At 49.5% G+C, this 20,491-nt stretch carries 25 protein-coding genes and 1 tRNA gene; 24 read left to right on the top strand and 2 right to left on the bottom strand.

The genetic code is table 11. The annotated features are described in order from the left end of the window. Window positions 1-282 precede the first annotated feature (282 nt). The 6 genes from sppA to DXD65_RS15885 all read left to right on the top strand — a co-directional run bounded on the left by sppA (window position 283) and on the right by DXD65_RS15885 (window position 6,903). On the top strand, window positions 283-2,052 hold the full coding sequence (gene sppA / locus DXD65_RS15910; protein ID WP_117704147.1) for a signal peptide peptidase SppA: 1,770 nt from the start codon (window positions 283-285) through the stop codon (window positions 2,050-2,052). After that, entirely contained in the window at window positions 2,053-3,183 is a 1,131-nt protein-coding gene (lpxK, locus tag DXD65_RS15905) for a tetraacyldisaccharide 4'-kinase (RefSeq protein ID WP_009037013.1), read from the top strand. It begins immediately after the preceding gene. After that, complete coding sequence (locus DXD65_RS15900; RefSeq protein WP_005835556.1) at window positions 3,122-3,931, top strand: purine-nucleoside phosphorylase; 810 nt, start codon at window positions 3,122-3,124, stop codon at window positions 3,929-3,931. Before lpxK ends, DXD65_RS15900 begins: the two co-directional genes overlap by 62 nt. Window positions 3,932-3,937: 6 nt before the next feature. Then, on the top strand, window positions 3,938-4,987 hold the full coding sequence (gene thiL / locus DXD65_RS15895) for a thiamine-phosphate kinase (protein WP_005828671.1): 1,050 nt from the start codon (window positions 3,938-3,940) through the stop codon (window positions 4,985-4,987). Window positions 4,988-5,130: 143 nt separating this feature from the next. After that, window positions 5,131-5,206 (top strand) — tRNA-Phe (locus DXD65_RS15890). A 461-nt stretch (window positions 5,207-5,667) separates the two neighbouring features. After that, window positions 5,668-6,903, top strand: coding sequence for a site-specific integrase (locus DXD65_RS15885; RefSeq protein ID WP_117678159.1), 1,236 nt, complete (start codon window positions 5,668-5,670; stop codon window positions 6,901-6,903). Between the two features lie 80 nt (window positions 6,904-6,983). Here the strand turns inward: DXD65_RS15885 and DXD65_RS21575 are convergent, their stop codons facing one another. Beyond that, entirely contained in the window at window positions 6,984-7,178 is a 195-nt protein-coding gene (locus DXD65_RS21575) for a hypothetical protein (RefSeq protein ID WP_081342751.1), read from the bottom strand. Between the two features lie 27 nt (window positions 7,179-7,205). Between DXD65_RS21575 and DXD65_RS15875 the strand changes: the two genes are divergently transcribed. From DXD65_RS15875 to DXD65_RS15825, 11 genes are all read left to right on the top strand, one after another. After that, a complete protein-coding gene (locus DXD65_RS15875; protein WP_070737847.1) occupies window positions 7,206-7,502 on the top strand; it encodes a hypothetical protein in 297 nt (98 codons plus the stop codon). Then, entirely contained in the window at window positions 7,487-8,629 is a 1,143-nt protein-coding gene (locus DXD65_RS15870) for a hypothetical protein (RefSeq protein ID WP_117681687.1), read from the top strand. The genes DXD65_RS15875 and DXD65_RS15870 overlap by 16 nt, the downstream gene beginning before the upstream one ends. 3 nt (window positions 8,630-8,632) lie before the next feature. Next, entirely contained in the window at window positions 8,633-9,520 is an 888-nt protein-coding gene (locus DXD65_RS15865; RefSeq protein WP_117678146.1) for a hypothetical protein, read from the top strand. A 69-nt stretch (window positions 9,521-9,589) separates the two neighbouring features. Then, window positions 9,590-9,841: a hypothetical protein gene (locus DXD65_RS15860; protein WP_005634966.1), complete on the top strand. Its 252-nt coding sequence runs from the start codon at window positions 9,590-9,592 to the stop codon at window positions 9,839-9,841. A gap of 50 nt (window positions 9,842-9,891) precedes the next feature. After that, a complete protein-coding gene (locus tag DXD65_RS15855) occupies window positions 9,892-10,389 on the top strand; it encodes a DUF4313 domain-containing protein (protein WP_025017653.1) in 498 nt (165 codons plus the stop codon). 47 nt (window positions 10,390-10,436) lie between these two features. Beyond that, window positions 10,437-11,036 carry a hypothetical protein gene (locus tag DXD65_RS15850; protein ID WP_038607716.1) on the top strand — a complete coding sequence of 200 codons (600 nt, stop codon included), beginning with the start codon at window positions 10,437-10,439 and terminating at the stop codon, window positions 11,034-11,036. After that, a complete protein-coding gene (locus DXD65_RS15845; protein ID WP_005637786.1) occupies window positions 11,033-11,332 on the top strand; it encodes a hypothetical protein in 300 nt (99 codons plus the stop codon). The genes DXD65_RS15850 and DXD65_RS15845 overlap by 4 nt, the downstream gene beginning before the upstream one ends. Next, a complete protein-coding gene (locus DXD65_RS15840) occupies window positions 11,308-11,517 on the top strand; it encodes a hypothetical protein (RefSeq protein ID WP_005802673.1) in 210 nt (69 codons plus the stop codon). Before DXD65_RS15845 ends, DXD65_RS15840 begins: the two co-directional genes overlap by 25 nt. 13 nt (window positions 11,518-11,530) lie before the next feature. Further along, a complete protein-coding gene (locus DXD65_RS15835; protein ID WP_117884371.1) occupies window positions 11,531-12,550 on the top strand; it encodes an LPD29 domain-containing protein in 1,020 nt (339 codons plus the stop codon). Between the two features lie 10 nt (window positions 12,551-12,560). Further along, window positions 12,561-13,262 carry a hypothetical protein gene (locus DXD65_RS15830; RefSeq protein ID WP_117884310.1) on the top strand — a complete coding sequence of 234 codons (702 nt, stop codon included), beginning with the start codon at window positions 12,561-12,563 and terminating at the stop codon, window positions 13,260-13,262. A 1-nt stretch (window position 13,263) separates the two neighbouring features. Continuing rightward, a complete protein-coding gene (locus tag DXD65_RS15825) occupies window positions 13,264-13,974 on the top strand; it encodes a hypothetical protein (RefSeq protein WP_117884312.1) in 711 nt (236 codons plus the stop codon). 58 nt (window positions 13,975-14,032) lie between these two features. Here DXD65_RS15825 and DXD65_RS15820 read toward each other — a convergent pair whose 3' ends face one another. Further along, a complete protein-coding gene (locus tag DXD65_RS15820; RefSeq protein WP_117678144.1) occupies window positions 14,033-14,377 on the bottom strand; it encodes a hypothetical protein in 345 nt (114 codons plus the stop codon). 330 nt (window positions 14,378-14,707) lie between these two features. Here DXD65_RS15820 and DXD65_RS15815 point away from each other — a divergent pair, with 330 nt between their 5' ends. The 7 genes from DXD65_RS15815 (at window position 14,708) to DXD65_RS15780 (ending at window position 20,438) form a co-directional block, all read left to right on the top strand. Next, window positions 14,708-14,998 (top strand): DUF4120 family protein, encoded by a 291-nt coding sequence (locus DXD65_RS15815; protein ID WP_005942846.1) that lies wholly within the window; start codon window positions 14,708-14,710, stop codon window positions 14,996-14,998. Between the two features lie 281 nt (window positions 14,999-15,279). Continuing rightward, window positions 15,280-15,558: a hypothetical protein gene (locus DXD65_RS15805; protein WP_005636603.1), complete on the top strand. Its 279-nt coding sequence runs from the start codon at window positions 15,280-15,282 to the stop codon at window positions 15,556-15,558. Continuing rightward, the gene (locus DXD65_RS15800) at window positions 15,545-16,366 is read left to right on the top strand and encodes a DUF4121 family protein (protein WP_005636601.1); all 822 of its coding nucleotides are present in this window, start codon (window positions 15,545-15,547) and stop codon (window positions 16,364-16,366) included. Before DXD65_RS15805 ends, DXD65_RS15800 begins: the two co-directional genes overlap by 14 nt. Next, window positions 16,353-17,093: an N-6 DNA methylase gene (locus DXD65_RS15795; RefSeq protein ID WP_007851225.1), complete on the top strand. Its 741-nt coding sequence runs from the start codon at window positions 16,353-16,355 to the stop codon at window positions 17,091-17,093. Before DXD65_RS15800 ends, DXD65_RS15795 begins: the two co-directional genes overlap by 14 nt. A gap of 32 nt (window positions 17,094-17,125) precedes the next feature. Continuing rightward, window positions 17,126-18,361, top strand: coding sequence for a hypothetical protein (locus DXD65_RS15790; protein ID WP_117678143.1), 1,236 nt, complete (start codon window positions 17,126-17,128; stop codon window positions 18,359-18,361). A 12-nt stretch (window positions 18,362-18,373) separates the two neighbouring features. Next, the gene (locus DXD65_RS15785) at window positions 18,374-19,255 is read left to right on the top strand and encodes a hypothetical protein (RefSeq protein ID WP_005828711.1); all 882 of its coding nucleotides are present in this window, start codon (window positions 18,374-18,376) and stop codon (window positions 19,253-19,255) included. A 28-nt stretch (window positions 19,256-19,283) separates the two neighbouring features. After that, window positions 19,284-20,438, top strand: a complete 1,155-nt coding sequence (locus DXD65_RS15780) for a hypothetical protein (RefSeq protein ID WP_005828713.1) — start codon at window positions 19,284-19,286, stop codon at window positions 20,436-20,438. Window positions 20,439-20,491 lie beyond the last annotated feature (53 nt).

Genomic DNA, 20,491 nt, shown 5'->3' with positions numbered 1-20,491 from the left:
CTTTCCACAGCTGTGGTAAGAAAAGAACATTGCTGTGGAAAGATTAGTTTTTAGAGAAACAGACTCAGAAAGTAAAGAGATAGCAATTATATCTGGCATTTTAGAAACTAACTATCCATAAAGAACGAAATGAAATACTCCAAAGATAAAAGAAAAGAGAATGAAATCTCCCACAATACTGTGACAAACCGAAAAACTCAGCGACAGATAGGGTAAATATCAACCTAATTATTTATCTTTGTTAGCTTTTAAAAGTTAGCATACTAAAAACAATAAAGTGCAATGAAAGATTTTCTGAAATTTACGTTTGCCACCATTACCGGCATCATCGTATCAGTCGTTGTTTTAGTTTTCATCAGTATTCTGGTGGTTTTCAGCATGGTATCATCTTCGGAGTCAGAAACGCAAGTACGCAAAAACTCCATTATGATGCTGGATTTGAATGGTGCACTGGCTGAACGCAGCCAAGACAATCCGTTCGATGCCCTTATGGGAGACAATTATAAGACTTATGGCCTGGATGATATCCTCTCTTCTATCAAAAAAGCAAAAGAGAATGACGACATTAAAGGTATCTATATAGAAGCGACTTCGCTGGGTGCAGGATTTGCTTCACGCGAAGAAATACGCAATGCATTGAAGGATTTCAAGGAATCGGGAAAATTCATCGTGACTTATGGTGACAGCTATTCCCAAGGTCTTTATTATCTGTCAAGTGTAGCCGACAAGGTGTTGCTGAACCCGCAAGGTATGGTCGAGTGGAGGGGCTTGGCCGCTACCCCCATGTTCTTCAAGGATTTGCTGGCCAAAATCGGAGTAGAAATGCAGATATTCAAAGTAGGTACCTACAAATCGGCTGTAGAGCCTTTCATCTCTACCGAAATGAGCCCTGCCAACCGTGAACAAATCGACGCTTACCTGACCTCCATCTGGGGACAAGTGACCAATGATGTTGCAGAATCACGCAAAATATCTGTAGACTCACTGAACGCCATTGCCGACCGCATGTTGATGTTCTATCCCGCAGAAGAAAGTGTGCAATGCAGACTGGTCGATACATTAATATATAAGAATGATGTGCGCAACTACCTGAAAGCGATGGTAGGCATCGACAAAGACGACCGCATGCCCGTACTTGGTTTGCAGGACATGATTAACGTAAAGAAGAATGTTCCCAAAGACAAAAGTGGAAATGTGATTGCCGTATACTATGCCTATGGAGAAATTGACGGTGGTTCATCTTCTGCCTCCAGCGAAGAAGGCATCGACTCTAAAAAGGTGATTAAAGACCTGCGCAAGCTGAAAGATGACGAAGATGTAAAAGCTGTAGTATTACGCGTAAACTCACCGGGCGGAAGCGCCTATGGTTCAGAACAGATATGGTATGCCGTCAGCGAATTGAAGAAAGAGAAACCAGTCATTGTTTCCATGGGTGACTATGCAGCTTCAGGAGGTTACTACATTTCTTGTAATGCAGACACCATCGTGGCCGAGCCTACCACACTGACGGGTTCTATCGGCATCTTCGGCATGTTCCCCAACGCAAAGGGGCTGACTGATAAAATCGGGGTAAATTTTGATGTAGTGAAAACCAATAAATACGCAGACTTCGGCATGCTGACACGCCCGATGAATGACGGGGAAAAAGGGCTGATGCAAATGTATGTGAACAACGGATATGACCTCTTCCTCACCCGCTGCTCCGATGGCCGAGGCATCAGCAAGGAAGACCTGGATAAAATTGCCCAAGGCCGTGTATGGACCGGAAGCAAGGCCAAGGAACTAGGACTAGTCGACGAATTGGGTGGTTTGGACAAAGCTTTGGACATTGCCATTGCAAAGGCCGGAGTAGATGCCTATACCGTGATGAGCTATCCGAAAAAGGAAAGTTTCTTTGAAAGTCTGATGAACACCAATCCGGGTAACTACATCAAAGCACGTATGCTGAAAGGCACAATGGGCGAGATATACCAGCAGTTCAGCGTCCTGGAGAATTTTGACAAATGTGACCGTATACAAGCACGTGTCCCCTTTGAACTGAATATTCAATAAATGGAGGAAAACTTTATCAAGATATATCATTGGCTATATCCCCTATCATGGCTTTATGGGATAGGGGTATGCTTGCGAAATAAACTCTTTGACTGGGGCTGGCTCCGGTCAAAGAGTTTTGACGTTCCAGTAATATGCGTGGGCAATCTTGCTGTGGGCGGAACTGGCAAGACGCCACATACCGAATATCTGATAAAGCTATTACAAAAAAACGGAGTAAATGTAGCCACCCTCAGTCGGGGTTACAAGCGTAAAAGCCGAGGCTATGTATTGGCCGATGACAAGAGCAATGTACGCCAAATAGGTGACGAGCCGTATCAAATTAAAAATAAATTCCCCAATGCACGGGTAGCGGTAGACGAAAACCGTTGCCACGGCATTGAGCAACTGCTGAAACTGGAAAATCCCACTGTAGAAGCCATCATCCTGGACGATGCCTTCCAACATCGCCATGTAAAAGCTGGGCTGAACATTCTACTAACTGATTTTCACCGGTTACTGTGCGATGATGCCTTGCTCCCTGCCGGAAGACTCCGCGAACCTTCAAGCGGTAAAAACCGGGCACAGATGGTCATCGTTACCAAATGTCCGGATGATATCAAGCCGATAGACTTCAACATCATAGCTAAACGGCTCCACCTCTATCCATACCAACAACTGTATTTCTCCAGATTCCGCTATGGAATGTTGACACCGCTATTTCCCGAGAAAACGAACAGCCGGAAAGTGCTCTCCTCCCTCACCGGAGACGAGCAAGTACTGCTGGTGACAGGCATCGCCTCCCCCGCCCCCTTGCAGAAAGAAGTGGAATCTTACACGCCACACGTCAAATTGCTGGCATTTGATGACCATCATGACTTTACTCCCAAGGATTTATTGCAAATAAAGGAACAATTCCAGCACCTGGAAGAGTGGAAAAGACTGATAATCACCACGGAGAAAGATGCGGCAAGGTTGAAACTCCATCCCGCACTGGACGAAACACTAAAGCCGTACATTTACGTGCTGCCGATAGAAATAGAAATCTTACAAAATCAACAATATATATTTAACCAAAACATTATTGGCTATGTTAGAGCGCATTCAAGAAACAGCAGCCTTTCTGAAGGGAAAGATGCACACCCAGCCTGAGACAGCAATCATCCTCGGTACCGGACTCGGCAGTCTTGCCGGTGAAATCACTGAAAAGTATGAGATAAGGTACGAAGAAATCCCCAATTTCCCCGTCTCTACCGTAGAGGGACACAGCGGAAAACTTATCTTCGGCAAACTGGGCCATAAAGACATCATGGCGATGCAGGGACGTTTCCATTTTTACGAGGGCTATTCCATGAAGGAAGTAACCTTCCCGGTACGTGTAATGCGCGAACTGGGTATCAAGACCTTATTCGTTTCCAATGCTAGTGGCGGCACAAATCCGGATTTTGCGATCGGTGACCTGATGATTATCACCGACCATATAAACTACTTCCCCGAACATCCATTGCGTGGCAAAAACATACCTTACGGTCCTCGCTTCCCGGATATGAGCGAAGCTTATGACAAAGAGCTGATTCGTAAGGCCGACGCCATTGCGGCAGAAAAGGGCATCAAGGTTCAGCACGGTGTCTATATCGGTACGCAAGGTCCCACATTCGAAACACCTGCGGAATACAAGATGTTCCACATTTTGGGTGCCGATGCAGTGGGCATGTCCACCGTACCGGAAGTTATCGTGGCAAATCATTGCGGAATCAAAGTGTTCGGTGTATCTGTTATTACAGACCTGGGGGTGGAAGGTAAAATCGTAGAAGTCTCTCACGAAGAAGTGCAGAAAGCTGCGGACGAGGCGCAACCGAGAATGACAGAGATTATGCGTGAATTGATTAATAGAGCATAAGAAAGCATGAGAACAGAAATAGCTACCCTCGGTGAATTCGGCCTCATCCGACACCTCACCGAAGGCATTGAACTAAAGAACGAGTCGAGCCGATATGGTGTCGGAGATGATGCCGCCGTCCTCTCCTACCCGGCCGAAAAGGAAGTGCTCGTTACTACCGACTTGCTGATGGAAGGCGTCCATTTCGACCTTGTGTATGTACCGCTCAAGCATTTGGGGTATAAATCGGCCGTAGTCAATTTCTCTGATATCTATGCCATGAACGGCACACCGAAGCAGATTACCGTTTCCTTGGGCATATCCAAGCGTTTCAGTATAGAAGACATGGAGGAACTCTATGCCGGCATCCGTTTGGCTTGCGAAGAATATGATGTTGACATCGTGGGAGGAGACACCTCCGCTTCCTATACTGGGCTTACCATCAGCATCACCTGCATAGGCGAGGGTGAGAAAGGAAAAGTGGTCTACCGCAATGGTGCCCGCGAAACCGACCTGATTTGCGTCAGCGGCGACTTGGGTGCCGCCTACATGGGACTACAGCTTTTGGAACGCGAAAAGGCGGTGCTCAAAGGAGGTGACAAAGACTTGCAACCGGACTTCTCGGGGAAGGAGTATCTTCTGGAACGTCAACTGAAGCCCGAAGCACGCCGTGACATCATTCAGAAACTGGCAGAAGAAGGTATACAACCCACCTCCATGATGGATATATCGGATGGACTTTCTTCGGAATTACTGCATATCTGTACCCAAAGCAAAGTGGGTTGCCGAGTTTACGAAGAACATATTCCTATCGACTATCAGACGGCTGTAATGGCAGAAGAATTCAATATGAACCTGAGCACTTGTGCACTGAACGGAGGCGAGGATTATGAGTTATTGTTCACCGTCCCCATTGCCGACCATGAAAAGGTTGCCGAAATGGAAGGCGTCAAGCTGATTGGCCATATCACCAAACCGGAATTAGGCTGCGCCCTAATTACCCGTGACGGTCAAGAGTTTGAACTCAAAGCACAAGGATGGAATCCTTTGAAGGAAGAAGAAGCGGAAAAAGCATAACTATAAAACTTTTTCAGTATTTTTTCTCAAATCATAAACGCTGATAATTAGCCATATAGCCAATTATCAGCGTTTTTTATTATGAAAGCTATTGCATAGTCCAAAAGTTTCACTACCTTTGCAACCGCAAAAGAGATAAACATGGTGCCATAGCTCAGTTGGTAGAGCAAAGGACTGAAAATCCTTGTGTCCCCGGTTCGATTCCTGGTGGCACCACCAAAAAGCTTTTCAATTTTAGAAAACCCTTGAATTAGAGATAGTTCAAGGGTTCTTTTTTTACCCTCACTACGCATTTCATTACATATTTGTGAAGTTGGATTTCGCCAATTCAGTGGCTTTTTTTAAGGCTTTTGAAAAAGCCACTGAATATGTATCATACTTCATTGTTTTTCAACTATTTGACAATTCCAATCTCCGGTGTGAAAAAGTAATTTTGCACACATGACCGGATGGAGTTGAAAATGTGAAAGAAGTTTAAAAATTCGGTATTTCCCATCGGGATAAAAAAAAGGAATCGAACCCGGGATACAAAAGGCAATTCGAACTTGAGAAAAATGGGATTTTTATGGCTTTTCCACAAGTCCCCCAAAAAAGCCACCGAATTTAACACTTCGCTCCACGTCCTCATGCCATCCGGTTTTGACGAAACAATTGAATGTAAACCTCAAAAAACAAAAGTGATGAAACAGGGAACAATGAACATTCTGTTTTTCGTGCTTAAAACGAAATTGTTGAAAAACGGTGAGGCACCGGTATTGATGCGGATAACCATCAATGGAGACTATGACGATGTACGTATCCAAAGAAGCGTGCCCCTGAACTTATGGAACGCCGCCAAAGGATGCAGTAAAGGCAGGGACAGGGCATCAGTGGCACTGAACGCCTATATTGCCGAACTGCACGCACGCGCCTTGGAAAAACACAAGGAGCTGGTATTGGAACAGGCCCTGATTACCCCGAAACTGATCCTGAAACGTGTCTTCGGGAAAGACACCGGAATGCGTACACTGCTCGGTACCATGATGGAAGGCATCGGGGAAATGGAAACACTGGCAGGCATAGACTACTCTCCCGTCACGATCAACCGGTACAAGAACGTGGTGAAGAAATTGCAGCGGCTTATCCCCTCTTATTATGGCAAGGAGGATATCACCTTCCATGAGCTGACACCGGAGTTCATCCGTGCGTTTGACATTTACCTGAAAACGGAGGGGGGACTGTGCCGTAACACGATAGTCCGTTATATGAAATGTTTCAAGAAATTCACCAACATGGCATTGGCAAAGGAATGGATGCGCAAGAATCCCTTTTACGGTTACAAGATGGAGCAGGACGAGACCGATCCGGTATTCCTGACCTACGACGAGTTGCAGACCGTAATGAAAAAGAAATTCACCATCCCACGGCTCGAGCTGGTCAGGGACATATTTGTCTTCGCGTGTTTCACCGGTCTGGCGTTCTCCGATGTCGCCACTCTGAGTGGTGAAAACTTGGTACAGGACAATCTCGGGGACTGGTGGATAAGGAAGGGAAGGGTCAAGTTGGAACACCGCAGAAAAGCGTCTTCCATCAGCAACATCCCGCTGCTGCCCGTTCCACTGGCCATATTGGAGAAATACAGGGAACATCCGGTCTGCATAAAGAAAGGATGCTGCCTGCCTGTCATGTGCAACCAGAAAATGAACAGCTACCTCAAGGAAATCGCCGATTTCTGCGGCATAAAGAAAAACCTGACCACGCACGTGGCCAGGCACACTTTCGGGACGACCGTCACGCTCGCCAACAATGTACCCTTGCAGGACGTGTCCGTCATGCTCGGACATGCCTCCACACGCATGACGCAGCATTATGCGCGGGTCATGAACAGCAGCCTGAAAGAGGCGATGAACAATGTGAAGGAACGTCTGGCGCAATAGACGTACGACACACCATTAAAGCCGTCCCCGGAGGATGGCTTTTTTTGTATCAGGACAGATCAGGAATAACTGCCATTCTTTCAATTTCTTACCTGCAAATATAGCCCTTTGCCGGGTTGATTGCGCAAGGCGGCCCCTTTCAGGGGCTGGTTGGCTAAAAGAAAATCATCCTCGCTTCGCTGCGGTATTTTCTTTTGCCAAGCCTTGCGCAATCCCCTGCAAAGGACAGTCCGGCAAGTAAGAAACCGAAAAACCGGCTCCGCGGAGCCGATCATGTCAAACAAACTAAAAAAAATGAAGGTATGAACAGAGAGACGACAGGCAAAGTCCACAAAGGACAGCAGGGTGCCAATCCGAAAATGAGAATGTTGGTTTATCGGGAAAGGAGCTATCCCGCACGGGAGGTGCAAGGCAGGGACGGAAGCTATACGGTTGTCGCAGACAGCCTGGTGCCGGAACTGCTGGACGGCATCGGAAGCCTTGACCCGGCAGCTTTCAAGCTGGACGAGGAAATCGCCTGCTATTGCTCGGACGAGGAAATCCAAAAACTGGCGGACGAAGAACTGGTAGAAATAATTTATGAATGGCAACGGTTATGACTGAAACAACAACAGCAAAGGTCCGGGAAGAACAAGTAACGGGCCTTACCGCAGAGAATGCACACCGGGTCACGATGATCCGGGAAAAGGGTACGGACCATCCTCCCGTACCGTTCCATTTCAGAAAGGAGCATCATGGAACGGGCAACTATGTACACCTGTACGGAAATCCGGAAGACCGCAATGAATTGCATTCCAGGGACTTCAAAGACTGGGAAGCCGTAGCGTTCAAACATCCGGGCTATCTGGAGGATATGTGGAAACAGGCTTGCGACGCATACGCATGGAGCTCCTTCGACCCGGAGATTCGTGGCGAGACGGACATCATGATTTACGGGGAGGAGCTGCACAACGACCTGCAAATCATGCAGGAAGAGGAACGGGATACATACATCGCCGCCTACCGGCAAAAGCTGTCCGCCCAGCTCTCGGCCCTCTCACGCTGCGCCAACCCGATGGTGACGGGACGGGGCGGATTCGATTACCACAGGCAGGAGAATACGGACAGAAGCTATCAGAACCGCTACGAGGAGTTCCGCAATTGGCGGCAAAAGGTTCTTGAAGCCGTCAGACGGAAAAAGGAAGCCGCACGACCGGAGGAAGAAAAACTGGAAAAGGCATGGCAGACGCTCAAACGCGACATCAGGAGCAGCGCCGACACCATCCACGGGATTGATACCGGACAATGCCGGGGTTATAGCCGTGCCCTGTTCGTCAGCAGCATCCTGAACAAGGTATCCACCTTCGCCAATCACGGGGAAGTGGAAATCGTCCGCAGGGCCGTGGACTTCATTTCCGAATATAACGCAAGGGTAAGGAAACCCGTCATCACCCCGAGAAACAAATTCTTCCAATTGCCGGAACTTGCGGAACGGATGCGCGAAAGGCTGAAAGCGGTGCAAAGCCGGGAAAACAAGGAAGTGCCGTTCGAGGGCGGGACACTTGTATGGAACTATGGGGAAGACCGCCTTCAGATCCTGTTTGACAGGATTCCCGAAGACAACAGACGCAAGGAACTGAAATCCTCCGGATTCCGCTGGTCACCCAGAAACAAGGCATGGCAACGGCAGCTCACCTCCAATGCCCTCAGTGCCGCCAAGAGAGTGTTGAACCTTCAAAACATCTGAACCATGAATAACGACAAACTGAAATTCGTAGTCGATTCACGCAGTTTTGACGGCAGTTGCGTGACCACCATGTCTGACGGAATACACGGCGACTACCATCATGAGACACTGGAGGAACTGAGGGACAGGGAAAAGAACCCGTACCTCATAGCCGTGTCCGGAAATACCGTCCGCAAGATGATACGCATCCACCTGCAATCCCTCTGCGCCCCGTTCAGTGAGATTACGGAAGAAAGATATTTCGACTACATGGATGTCTTGCCCCCCATCCGCCATACCCGGAATTTCTTTTTCCTGGGAGAGCCTTATCATGCGGACATCTACCGGTTCTGCTTCCGGGCGGGCGGACGCTACTTCACGGGACTCCGCTCCGTTACCACGCCAAGAAAGGAACTGGAACGGCAGATGGACAACCATTACCGGAACATTACCTTCAAAGGAGACATCCTGAAAGAAAAGCCGATGGTCATCTCTGACCACGCACGGCATGCCTCTATAATTATAGTTCCTTATCTGTTTCTTGACATAAATGGCGAGAAGAAGTTCATCTGCAACCTGATGAGAGGAACGGACGAATCGTCAGGCAGGGATGTAAGGCTGGAAACCGCCAAAATCCTGCGAAGCCTGCGCCGTCATCATTTCCTCTACTTCTCCGGCTATGAGGGAAACGACGATATGGACAAGTTCCTAGGCGAAGTGATGAAGAAAAAGCACACCCTGCTGGCAAACGGCAACTTCCTCCAATATCCCGTGAACCGGGAGTCCGTGTCTTTTACCGGAACGGTCAGGGAAACAGGCGAGCCGTTCTTCTTCCGGATTTACGACAGGGAGCTGTTCCTGCACCTGTTGTACGTCCTGAGAGGCATCAAAAGGGAAAAAGCTAAAATATAACGTAACACATAACGACGGTATGGTGACTGTCTTTCCGACCCGTCACCATACTAAAAAAACAATGAAATCATGAGAACTGTGACCGAAGAATCGTTGCGACGCAGGCTGGCCCGTCTGGAGTCGGCCCTGGAAAGCGAAAAGGCACGCCTGAGAAAAGTATGCGGCGGCATCCCCTGGGGAGCCGGGATGAGGCGTACCAAATGTACCCCCTCATTCCGAAGGGAGGACGAACTGATTGGGAAAATCAAGGCGGTGAGACAGCAACTCTCCCAAATGTCCGCAGGCGGTGACAATCACACGTTTAAAGAAACAGGCAGGTGAATGCCGGCCAATTAACTTGCAAGTCAATAATTTTAAAACCAGTTACGAATATGAACACCCGATTGGCTATAATCCGTTCAGAGGGAAAAGAACATCTCTGCTACCGGGAAGAGGAATGTTTTGTCGATGTATCCTATCCGATGGTGACATTTACCAAAGGGGAGGATGATTTTGAAATTGTCAAATGCGACCATCCGTCCATGGAAGAGACTTTCCTGTATCAGGAAAGCCGTCTCTCAATCGTGATTGAAATGTACCATAACGGCTGGCCGGCATTGTCTCTGAAAGATCCCGTGACCCATGAGATATACACGGTCCTGACGGTCAACTTAGAAGATAAGGCGGCATTCTCACTGCCTGACAGGGCATTCGTGGACATCAACAACAATCCTGATGCCATGGAGTTCCTTCTGTCTAACAAATTGGCTGAGGATACAGGTTATAGACGTCAGAGCGGCTGGGTAAGCTACCCGATGGTCACACTTAACCTTCCGACGTTTTACAGGCTTGACCCACATGCCTTTAGCGCAATATTGAATATCCGGTAATCCTTCCGGGCAATGAATCTGGTATCAACAATCAAATGGAAAGAATCATGAAAAGATATGACATAAGAGTAAGGTATTCCTTCGAGGGCACTTACACGGTAGCGGCAGAAGACCGCGATGAAGCAAAAAGAATGGTAAATGACGATTGCGGTCTTGTTTTGGGCGGCGATATCCACACGACACGCGATGACGATGAAGTTTTGGACTGGGATTTCTGTATCCATCCCGACACGCGGATTCTCTCCTTGCAGGAAAGAGGCGGAAAAGGAAGTTTACCGTCAGAAGCCGTTGATTTCAGCGGCAGGATCAAGGAACTGCGGGGGGACATCATCGACGCGATACGGCAGTTGCTCCATGCTCACTGCGTGAAAGAAATTCGTCTTCCGGAAGAGGATTATGATCCGGTCTGGGTGATATGGTTTGGCAAGAACGGAGAACCATATGAATGCAGGGTGACAGGACTCCGGGTAACGGCGGACAGCCTGACCGTCCTTGCCGAAGAGAAAGAAAGCGGTGACGAGGTGCAGTGTCACAGCCCGTTTGAACTCGGCGCGAAGAACATAGACTGGCTTTATGAGATGTATGAGGCTGTGTGGCATCAACTGAGAGAAACAAACAATGTAGAATCACAAATAGAAGAACCATGAAATATCAAGCGGAAAATACCGTCTCCAGTTTCTTCTACTACATGTGGAACGCCTGGAGCGAGGAGGAATGCAAAACCGTGTATGGCGGCATGTACCCGCATTTCTGGGAAAAATGGTGCGTGGCGACAGACAAGGGCACATTCGGCGCGGCGGAACGGTTCTATCTGGAACTTTCGGAAGACAACCGCAGGCTTTTGGTGGAACGGGCCGTCTCGATATACGACGGACGAGGCCTCAGAAACAGGAACAGAAACATAAAAAATCAAACAGCATGCAGGGAAACATTATCAGTCTGATCTGCAACTCATGCGGTTGCGGTCAAACGGAAGCACAGGAATACCTGGACTCCGAAATCCGGTACCTGCGCGAATTGCAGGAGGCGGACGACCTGAGAGAAGATGACATGGAAACGGCCTGTCTCAACCTCGGTCTTGACCTTGACTACCGGGAATATTTTATCAACCGCCTCGCAGGGGCATAAAAAACTTATGGCTATGACTTATTTTCAGAACATACACTCTCTGGCGGACTTGAAGAAAGAATACCGCCGGCTGGCATTGGAGCACCACCCGGACAAGGGTGGTGACACCGCAATCATGCAACAGGTGAACACCGAGTTTGGAAGGCTTTTTGAGGCTTGGAAAGAAAAACCGGATATTCCCTCGACCTCAACCGGATATGAATATGACTATCCGGGAGCCACGGCAAAGGAATACACCAAGTATGTGTATAACGAATACCGCTGGAAAGGCCGCAATTACAAGGGGCAGCACGCTCCTGAAATCGTGGGACTGGTACGGGCATGGCTCAAGGAGACCTATCCGGGATACAAGTTCTCTGTCAGACGGGAGAATTACCACTCCATCCATATCCGGTTGATGAAAGCGGATTTCGAGGCGTTCACCAAAGAGTCCGGAAAAGTTCAAGGCGATGTCAACCACCATCATATCCATTCAGACAAATCCTTGACGGACAGGGCAAAGGATGTAATGGTGAATATCTGCGATTTCATCATGTCGTACAATTTCGATGACAGCGACCCCATGACGGACTATTTTCACACCAACTTTTACCTGACGCTCGGAATCGGAAGTTACAAACAGCCGTACAAGGTGGAACCGCCCAAACTCGGCAGCAAAGACAAGCCGGAGGTATTCAAGCATCCGGAAGGTCCGGCACACAAGGCAATGCGCCGGGCATTGGGCAAAGCGCGTTTCGGCTTCATCGAAAGCCGGAAGTATGCCGGGGAAATAATTCTGGGGGAAGACTGTTTCGGCTCACGGGGCGAAGTCTATTTTTGGCCGAAGGAATATTCAAGCGCAAAAATGGCCCAAAAACGCATCGACAAACTGGAGGAAGCCGGAATAAGGTGCGAACTCACCGGCTATAACGGAGGATACATCCGCCTGCTCGGATACACCCCTGAGATGAGAAATTCCCTGGAACGGGAACGTCAGGAGTATGCCGCCGCGTATCAGGCATGGTACTCAAAACAGAATTTAAAAACAATCTGATTCAGAAATTATGGATACAAACAATTTGGACAAGTGGTGGTACGGACTTCCGGAAAACACCAGACAGGCTATAGGAAACGATGGGATATGGGAAAAACTGGATATGCCGTCCCGTTCGGCGCTACACCGGTATTCCCGGCTTAGAATTTACGGAACGGCAAAGGACAGGGATGAGGAACGCACGCTGCTCAATGAAATCGCGTGCGGACTGGGAGACCTTGCCCTTGTCCGTAAAAACGGCATCGCTTTGGAGAAAATGTGCAACGGGAACGGGGAATTTTACGATGAATACCAGGAACAGTTCGACATATTATATGACAATTACGGACACACAATAGAAAATATAAGCTGGCCGGACTGGATCGGACATACAATTCCGACAAACAGGGAACTGGTCCGGTTATTGGAACATCACGGTTACAAACGTATGGAAATCGATACCGACAGAAGAATCCCGAAAACTTTCTATGTTTTCCGTCGTGGGTTGCACATCAACGCAAGCGAGGACTTGTCTTACCACATCGTACCGCAACAGGACAGTTTCGGACTGGGGCGTTTTGCGGTATGCGCTACCAAAGACGGTAAAAGCTCCCAGCTGGGAACTGACTGTGCCCGGCTCTTTTTGAGGCGCTTTCTTGCCTTCCTGAAGGGTGAAAGAAGCGGGAAAGAGATTATAGATGAAATATGCAACAACCGACAAACTGAACGATAGTATGAAAGCAAAAGTATTCAAGTACAGGTCTGACGGGAATACCGTCGTGGCTCCTTATATGGAACTGGAGCCGTACGCCGAGAATGTATATCTCTCCCTGTCTAGAAAGAACGAATATGGGAATGAGGACGATGACTGTTTCCATGTGGTCTGCCGGATTGAAAACGTTTATTTCTCCAGCGGGCAGTATTCACGCCGGTTCCTCAACGGAGAAAACCGCAGGGACGAAACTGCCGCCTATTGCAGGAACTGGATCGCGGATACGCTTCAGGGCGCGGAAAGAGGAGCCTTTGTCAGGTTGATCTCCGTCCGCGTGTTCGAGACTCTCGGACTTGACACCACCCCCCTGGTGCAAGCCCGTGAGGCATACAAAAGGAGGCAGGAGCAGAAACGCAGGGAACAGGAGGAGAAAGAGGCGGAAGAGCGCAGAGCGCGGGAAGAGCAACACCAGCGGCTGCTCGATGAGCAGAAACAGAAATTTCTGGACGGGGAACGAATCACGGGAGGAATGTTCCTTGAAATCACCGGAAGGGACGGTTTTGACATCCATATCAGAACCAAAGGGACATTCAACAGGCATGTAAGAGGCATTGACAGAAACGGCACCGTCAGTTTCCGGAAAATCAAAGGCTGCCGGACACCGGACTTTACCGGATGCCATAAGGCTGCGGGCGATTATCTTGCATTTATAGCAACAAGAGAGGGCAAATAATAAAAACTGGCGGTAACGGCCTGCTCCATCCGGCTGTTACCGCTGCCATCTTCCGGCCTCACAATTCACGGTTCAGCACCATTGCCAGCGGAAACATAAACTGATTATAGGCTTTCAGTTTTTGCAAATTCAGCGCATATCCGGCATAGGGATTGGTCAGATTGGTATAGAAGAATACATCGGTAAATCCCGCATGTTCCTCCACAATTTCACCATCCAACGGAATCTCCTCCACATTGAACCGCTCCAGAGGCAGTTCTTCCAGACGGGCATGCTCCGCATTACCCAATACGTTCAGGTTACGGTTAAACAGCACGAACCCTTTCTTCCTGTAATCCACACGCATACCATACGGACGCTCCACAAGGAAAGCATCCGCCGCTTTCTTTATATAGTTTTCCATGATCCTGAAATTAGAAACTGCAAAGATACACCATTTGTCCGGCAATGGCGAACAAATCAGGAAGATTATCTCCGGAAGCCATACAAGATCCCGCAACAAGGAACAACCGCATATTTTATTTCCCACCCTGCAAAGGTAGTCCCGTGTCCTGTGTACCCGTACAAGGTCAGGCCCCTGCGGGGTTGGCTGAAAGAAAATCATCCTCGCTTCGCTGCGGTATTTTCTTTCGCCAAACCTTGCGGGTACGGCCACGGGACTGTCAGGCAGGCGAGAAATAAAAATACCGGCTCCCGGAGCCGGACGTGTTTAACAGATAAAAATACAAAAGTCATGAAAATCCTGAATGAAGAACATTTCGAGAATGTAAGGCGCTATGCCGAATCCATCGGTGACACCTCGCTCCAAAAATGTCTGGAACGGTTGAAAAGCTGGGAAGAAAACCCTGACTGTCCCTGTGAAATCTCACTCTACTACGACCATGCCCCGTACTCGTTCGGCTTTACACAGCGCTATCCCGACGGAAGGACAGGTATCGTGGGAGGTCTGCTCTATCATGGAATACCTGACAGATCGTTTGCCGTAACATTGCAGCCGTTCCACGGATGGCAGATACATACCTGAAAAACATGAGACTCGACAATGACCGAAAAGCAGACTTCAGAACAGAGAATCCGAGGTCTGCTTTTTCATTTCTTGCTGTAAAGATAGCCGTTTGCCAGGCTGATTGCGCAAGGCGGCCCCTTTCAGGGGCTGGGTTGGCTGAAAGAAAATCATCCTCGCTTCGCTCCGGTATTTTCTTTCGCCAAGCCTTGCCGCAATCCCCGGCAAACAGGCCGGAAAGACACCAAGAAATAAAAATGCCTACCCATGTAGGCCGATGTTTTACTTAAAAAAGAACGGATATGGAAACACTGGATTATAACCGGCTGCTGCTTGTCTCCCTGTGGCAATACAACCACCACGGAGATGAAGGGCTGACTCCTGCACTTTTCGAAGAAACGTTCGGAAAGGTCTATGGAAGTCACTGCTACGAAAAATGGACCGGCTACTTCAATCAGAATCTCTGGGACATGATTGCCTATTTCAGAAGCGAGAAGGAGAACGGACAGAAGTTCTGTGATATGGTTGCCCGCCAGGTCAAATTGTACCAACAAAAACGATCTCAATATGAAGTACGGTAATTTTTATGATTTGGAAAGTCTGACTCTGCTCAACAGGCATGAAGGGTGTGCCTGTTCCATAAAGGAGTGCGACGTGGAGAAGGTGAACCGGCTGATTTCAAGGATGCGGGAGGACAGGGAAAGAGTCAGTTTACCGACCGCAGGGGATGTCGTCACTTATACTACCCGTGGCGGTGACTATTATCCGCAGGCACACATTGAAAGGGGCGATGACCGGGAAGTCCATATTTGCCTTCTCCCACAGACACCTTTCTGCCATGAAAATGAAAAGTGTACCGGTTACAATACGGAAGGAGGTCCTTGGGTTATAACCGGTCCGGAATTGCTGCTTCCCGATGGCATACGCAGCAAACAGTTCCGGATGTGGGGGCATACCGGAAGGCACAGGAACGGTGCCGTCCTCTTCCACACATTCGTCAGGGCATGGAAATACACGGAACCCGATCCTCTGTACGGAAAGTACACCACAAAAGAATGGACGAGATACATCATCGAGTGTCAGCCGGATATTGAACCGGCTGATGCCTTTATCTATCGGAATGAGTCATTCACCCTTTACTCGCGGGAAGAACTGGAGCGGCTGGTCGGGATTCTGCACGGAGAACTTTTCAACGGATTCCGTCCCGGTCTGTTCATACTCTGGGCATACCGTATGGAATGGAAGGAACTTCCCACATGGGAATGGAACATGCTGAAAGCGGAAACGCACCTCTTTTTCCTTGGCGTCTCCCCCGTCAAGATACGGACAGACCATAACGGACATACAGTAACCTTCTATAAAAAAACAGAACAATATGACACGCTATGAGACATCCCCAGAAGTCCGGCCACTTGAAAAGACAATCTGTGAGTTTGCAGGCTTGAACGGGTACGATCCGATGAACGTGTTCACAGATTTCCTGCGTTACGTCATACACGGATTCTCACCGGGCGCTCCTCCGCTGAAAGACTGGAGGTACAAGCGGCAGCAGAATGCCGCATTCATGAAAATGTTTGCGGAATGGGTGCGGCTCATGCAGAAGCAGCTGGAGGCCGCATCCTGGTATGACGCGTTAGGAGACCTTTTCATGGCGCTCAGTTCCAGAAAGGGACAACAGGCGCAAGGGCAGTTCTTCACTCCCGTACATATCTGCGACCTGATGGTAATGTGTACGGAAACGGACGAAAAAAAGACCGGGCAGAGGATAAACGACCCTACCTGCGGAAGTGGGCGTCTCCTGCTGGCATATCATGTACGCCACCTGGGTAATTATCTTGTCGCGGAAGATGTCAACCGTACCTGTTGCCTGATGACCATATGCAATATGCTCATTCACGGCTGCGTGGGGGAAGTCATCCACCATGACAGCCTCTGCCCCGAAAACTTCATGGACGGTTGGATGGTAAACCATACACTGACCCAGACGGGCATTCCTTCCATTCGCCGGATGAGCGAGGAGGAATATCGGACAAGCAGGAACATGTCCGTTGACCTGCTCAGAAAGCGGAAAGAGAAATTGCGCCAAATGCAGCCGGACAAGAAACAATTGCCATAAAAACATGGCAGAATTTATAAACAATAAAACGAATGATTATGAAACTGAATGTTAGCAATGAATTGAAATCCCGCCTGGTGCATGCGGCGGAAAACGGAAGTGTGATAGCCAAAGACATCCTTTCGGAAGTAAAAAAGAACGTACCGGTGGAAGAGATCATACGCGGTACTTACAACTGCTTCTCCACCAAGCGCAAGCGGACGGAAGCAGGCACGTTCAAGAAAATCCGGATCGTGTTCACGGCCTGCAGCAAGGATCTGGCCCATCCCAGTTTCCCGGACCGGAACAACCCGCAGGCACCCTGGTTCCCGGAGAACCGGACAGACCTGGAACCCTCCACGTTTGTGGAACTGTTCAGGAACCTGCCCAAGTACTCACCCGACGAAATCAATTATTTCTGTAGCGCCCTCTCATTGGACAGCAAAGTCACGGTCAGGCTGCATGAAAGCATGAACGACTTCATGGAAGCCTATCTGGAAAGCAACTACAGCCCCATCTCCGACAGTGACACATCCAGCCTGCACAGTTCCTGTATGCGGTATGAGGACAAGGCACGCAACGCCGCTGACTTCTATACCAACTTCGCCGGCGCTAAAATCCTTGTGGCAAGGGACGAGAGCAACAACATACTCGGACGGGCTGTCGTATGGAACGAGGTAACATTGTGGAAATCAATAAACACACCGATTGCCGCCTCCCTGCTGGACCGCATCTATTCCTCACACGCATTCGTCGCCGAACTGATCCGCAAGCAGGCGCAGGAGGCGGGCATCCTGTTGCGACGCAGATACAACGATTATACACATACAACGGATTTCACCGTACTGAATCCCATTGAGGGGCAGGAATGGGCGGCCGGAGACAATATACAGGTCTCATTGACGGTGAAAGTGCCCGCCTGCAGGTGGCACAAGAAAGGGGTGCCTTACCTCGACACGTTCTACAGCCTCCATCTGACGGACGGTAACCTGGAACTGAGAAATACGGAGGGCGACACGAGCATAGCCACCTGCCGGAGCACGGAAGGGCGCGCAAACAGGAGAAAATATGTATGTCCCAAATGCGGAAAGATACATTCCTTTCCGGATACGGCATTCTGCAAGAATTGTCAGGACATGTTCTATATATCCACCGTATTCGGAAAAGTACTGAAAGGCACGTCCGCGGAATACAAGGGAAAGAAATATCCGTCCTTCCTCTTCAAGAAGGGACGTCCCGTACCGGAGTTCAGACGGTACCTGCAAATCGAAAAGTTGTTCATCTCCTAAAAAGTCAGTATCATGGAAAAATTAATGGCTCTTTACAACATCTCCTCCCCCTCCGGCAAGGAGGGGAAGATGGCCGGGTTCATCATCGGGGAACTCAGGCGGATGGGGATTCCTTTCCGGCAAGACCGGCACGGAAACATCTACGCGGTCAAAGGCAACCGGAAAAGCTACCCCTGTGTCGTGGCGCACATGGACGAGGTACACCGGCGCAAGACAGGCACCTATGCGGCCCATCTTGTGGCGGACTCGATGATTGTCGGCTATGACCGCAAGCGTAAACGGATGGCCGGAATCGGCGCGGATGACAAGAACGGCATCTGGATCTGCCTGAAATGCCTGGAGGATTTCAAGGCGGTGAAATGCGCCTTCTTCGTACAGGAGGAGATAGGATGCATAGGCAGCGGCCATGCCGACATGTCCTTCTTTTCCGACTGCCGTTTCGTCATCCAGTGCGACCGGAAAGGGAACGGGGACATGGTGACACAAATCAACGGAATGAGGCTCTGCTCCAATGAGTTCATTTCAGCGGTAGATCCCCGGAGGTACGGTTACAAGCCTGCACAGGGGCTGGCTACGGATGTGGCGGCATTGAAAAGGAACGGGCTGGAAGTATCCTGCGTCAATCTCTCCTGCGGATATTATGAACCTCATACGGACAACGAGTACACCATCCTGGCGGATCTTTGCAAGTGCTACCGGTTTGTCCGGCACATCATCTGTTGCCATAAGGAAACCAGCACGCATATACCGGAAACGGAAAGAAAACCCTTCCCCGGATATTATGAACTGTTCGGAACGGCCGGATATAGCGAAAAGGATTATATCCGTCTGTCAGAAGAGTACAGATCTGAATTTACTAAAACAAGCAGGACAAGCCATAAGAACAAATTGTAATTTATCAACGACTTTAAAAACAAGAAATATGGAAGCAACAGTCATGCCGGCCACTGCACCGGTACAGAAACAGCAGGGACTCAACCAGGTAGTCATCAACAAGGTACGGCGAATGATAGAAGGCAGGCAGGGGGATGTCATGGACACCATCAACCGTCTGCTCAGTGAGGGACGGATCGCGCAGGATTTCATCGCTCCCATCGGGGTAAGCCAACGTAGCAAGGAACGCCCCGTTATCTCTTTCAAAGCGGAAGGAAGGGTACAGATGGCAATGCCCGAAGGGAACTTCAACCTACACGGCAACGCCATAAGCCAGATTTCGGAGAAGATGGGCATTCCCGCCAAATACCTGCGCGAGCTTTCCGCCGGAGATGTTTGGCAGAAACAGTTGTGCGCCACCATCCTGAACGAGCATTCGGGATGGACCGAGCGTACACGGGTACTGATACGGGCGGTAGGAATGGAAGTCCGGGGCGTATTGTCAGACTCCTACCGTCGGCTGAACTCGGTGGATATCCTGACCGCTTTCATCCGTGAGGCGGGAGGACAGGGGGCGGTCGTGTCCGATGCCTATATGAACGACACGAAAGTATGGTGTGAGACAATCCTGCCCACTCCGATAGAGATACCCACCCGTAAGAACGGAACGGTCATCATCTTCGCAGGAGCACGCTTCTCCACATCCGACTATGGCAACGGATCGGTCGATATGCGGTCGTTCCTGCTCAACGGGGCGTGCCTGAACGGGATGGTCAGGGAGTCCGTCATGCGGCAGATACACCTTGGAGGCCGATTGCCGGAATCCCTGTCCCTCTCCCAAAAGACCTACGAACTGGACACGCAGACCACCGTATCGGCTGTTTCCGACCTGACCAAAGGACTGTACAGCAAAGACACCATCATGCAGAAGGCCATCGAAATTCAAGGAGCATCGGAAATAGACGTGGATTTCGACAAGGAACTGAAGAATCTGGTGCAGAAAGGAGCCTTGTTGAAAAACGAAGGACGCGAGGTGGAAAAACTGCTGATGAACAACAATCCTGACGACGGAGTGACAGGCGGGGCCACGCTCTGGAAACTGACACAGGGAATCACCGCCTTTGCAAGGGAACAGCAGCCGGAACGCTGCCGGGAACTGCATGAAATATCGGGGCAGCTGATGAACCGGGTAAAGGTAAATTAAGAGTGGCTAAGACTAAAGCCGTGAACGGCGATGGCAAGCGTCCGTTCACGGCT

Source organism: Bacteroides sp. 4_1_36 (genome assembly GCF_003466325.1).
In the GTDB taxonomy this organism is placed as follows: Bacteria; Bacteroidota; Bacteroidia; order Bacteroidales; family Bacteroidaceae; genus Bacteroides; species Bacteroides uniformis.
Note: the sequence above shows the minus strand (reverse complement) of the source record. Positions and strands in the feature narration are given on the sequence as shown.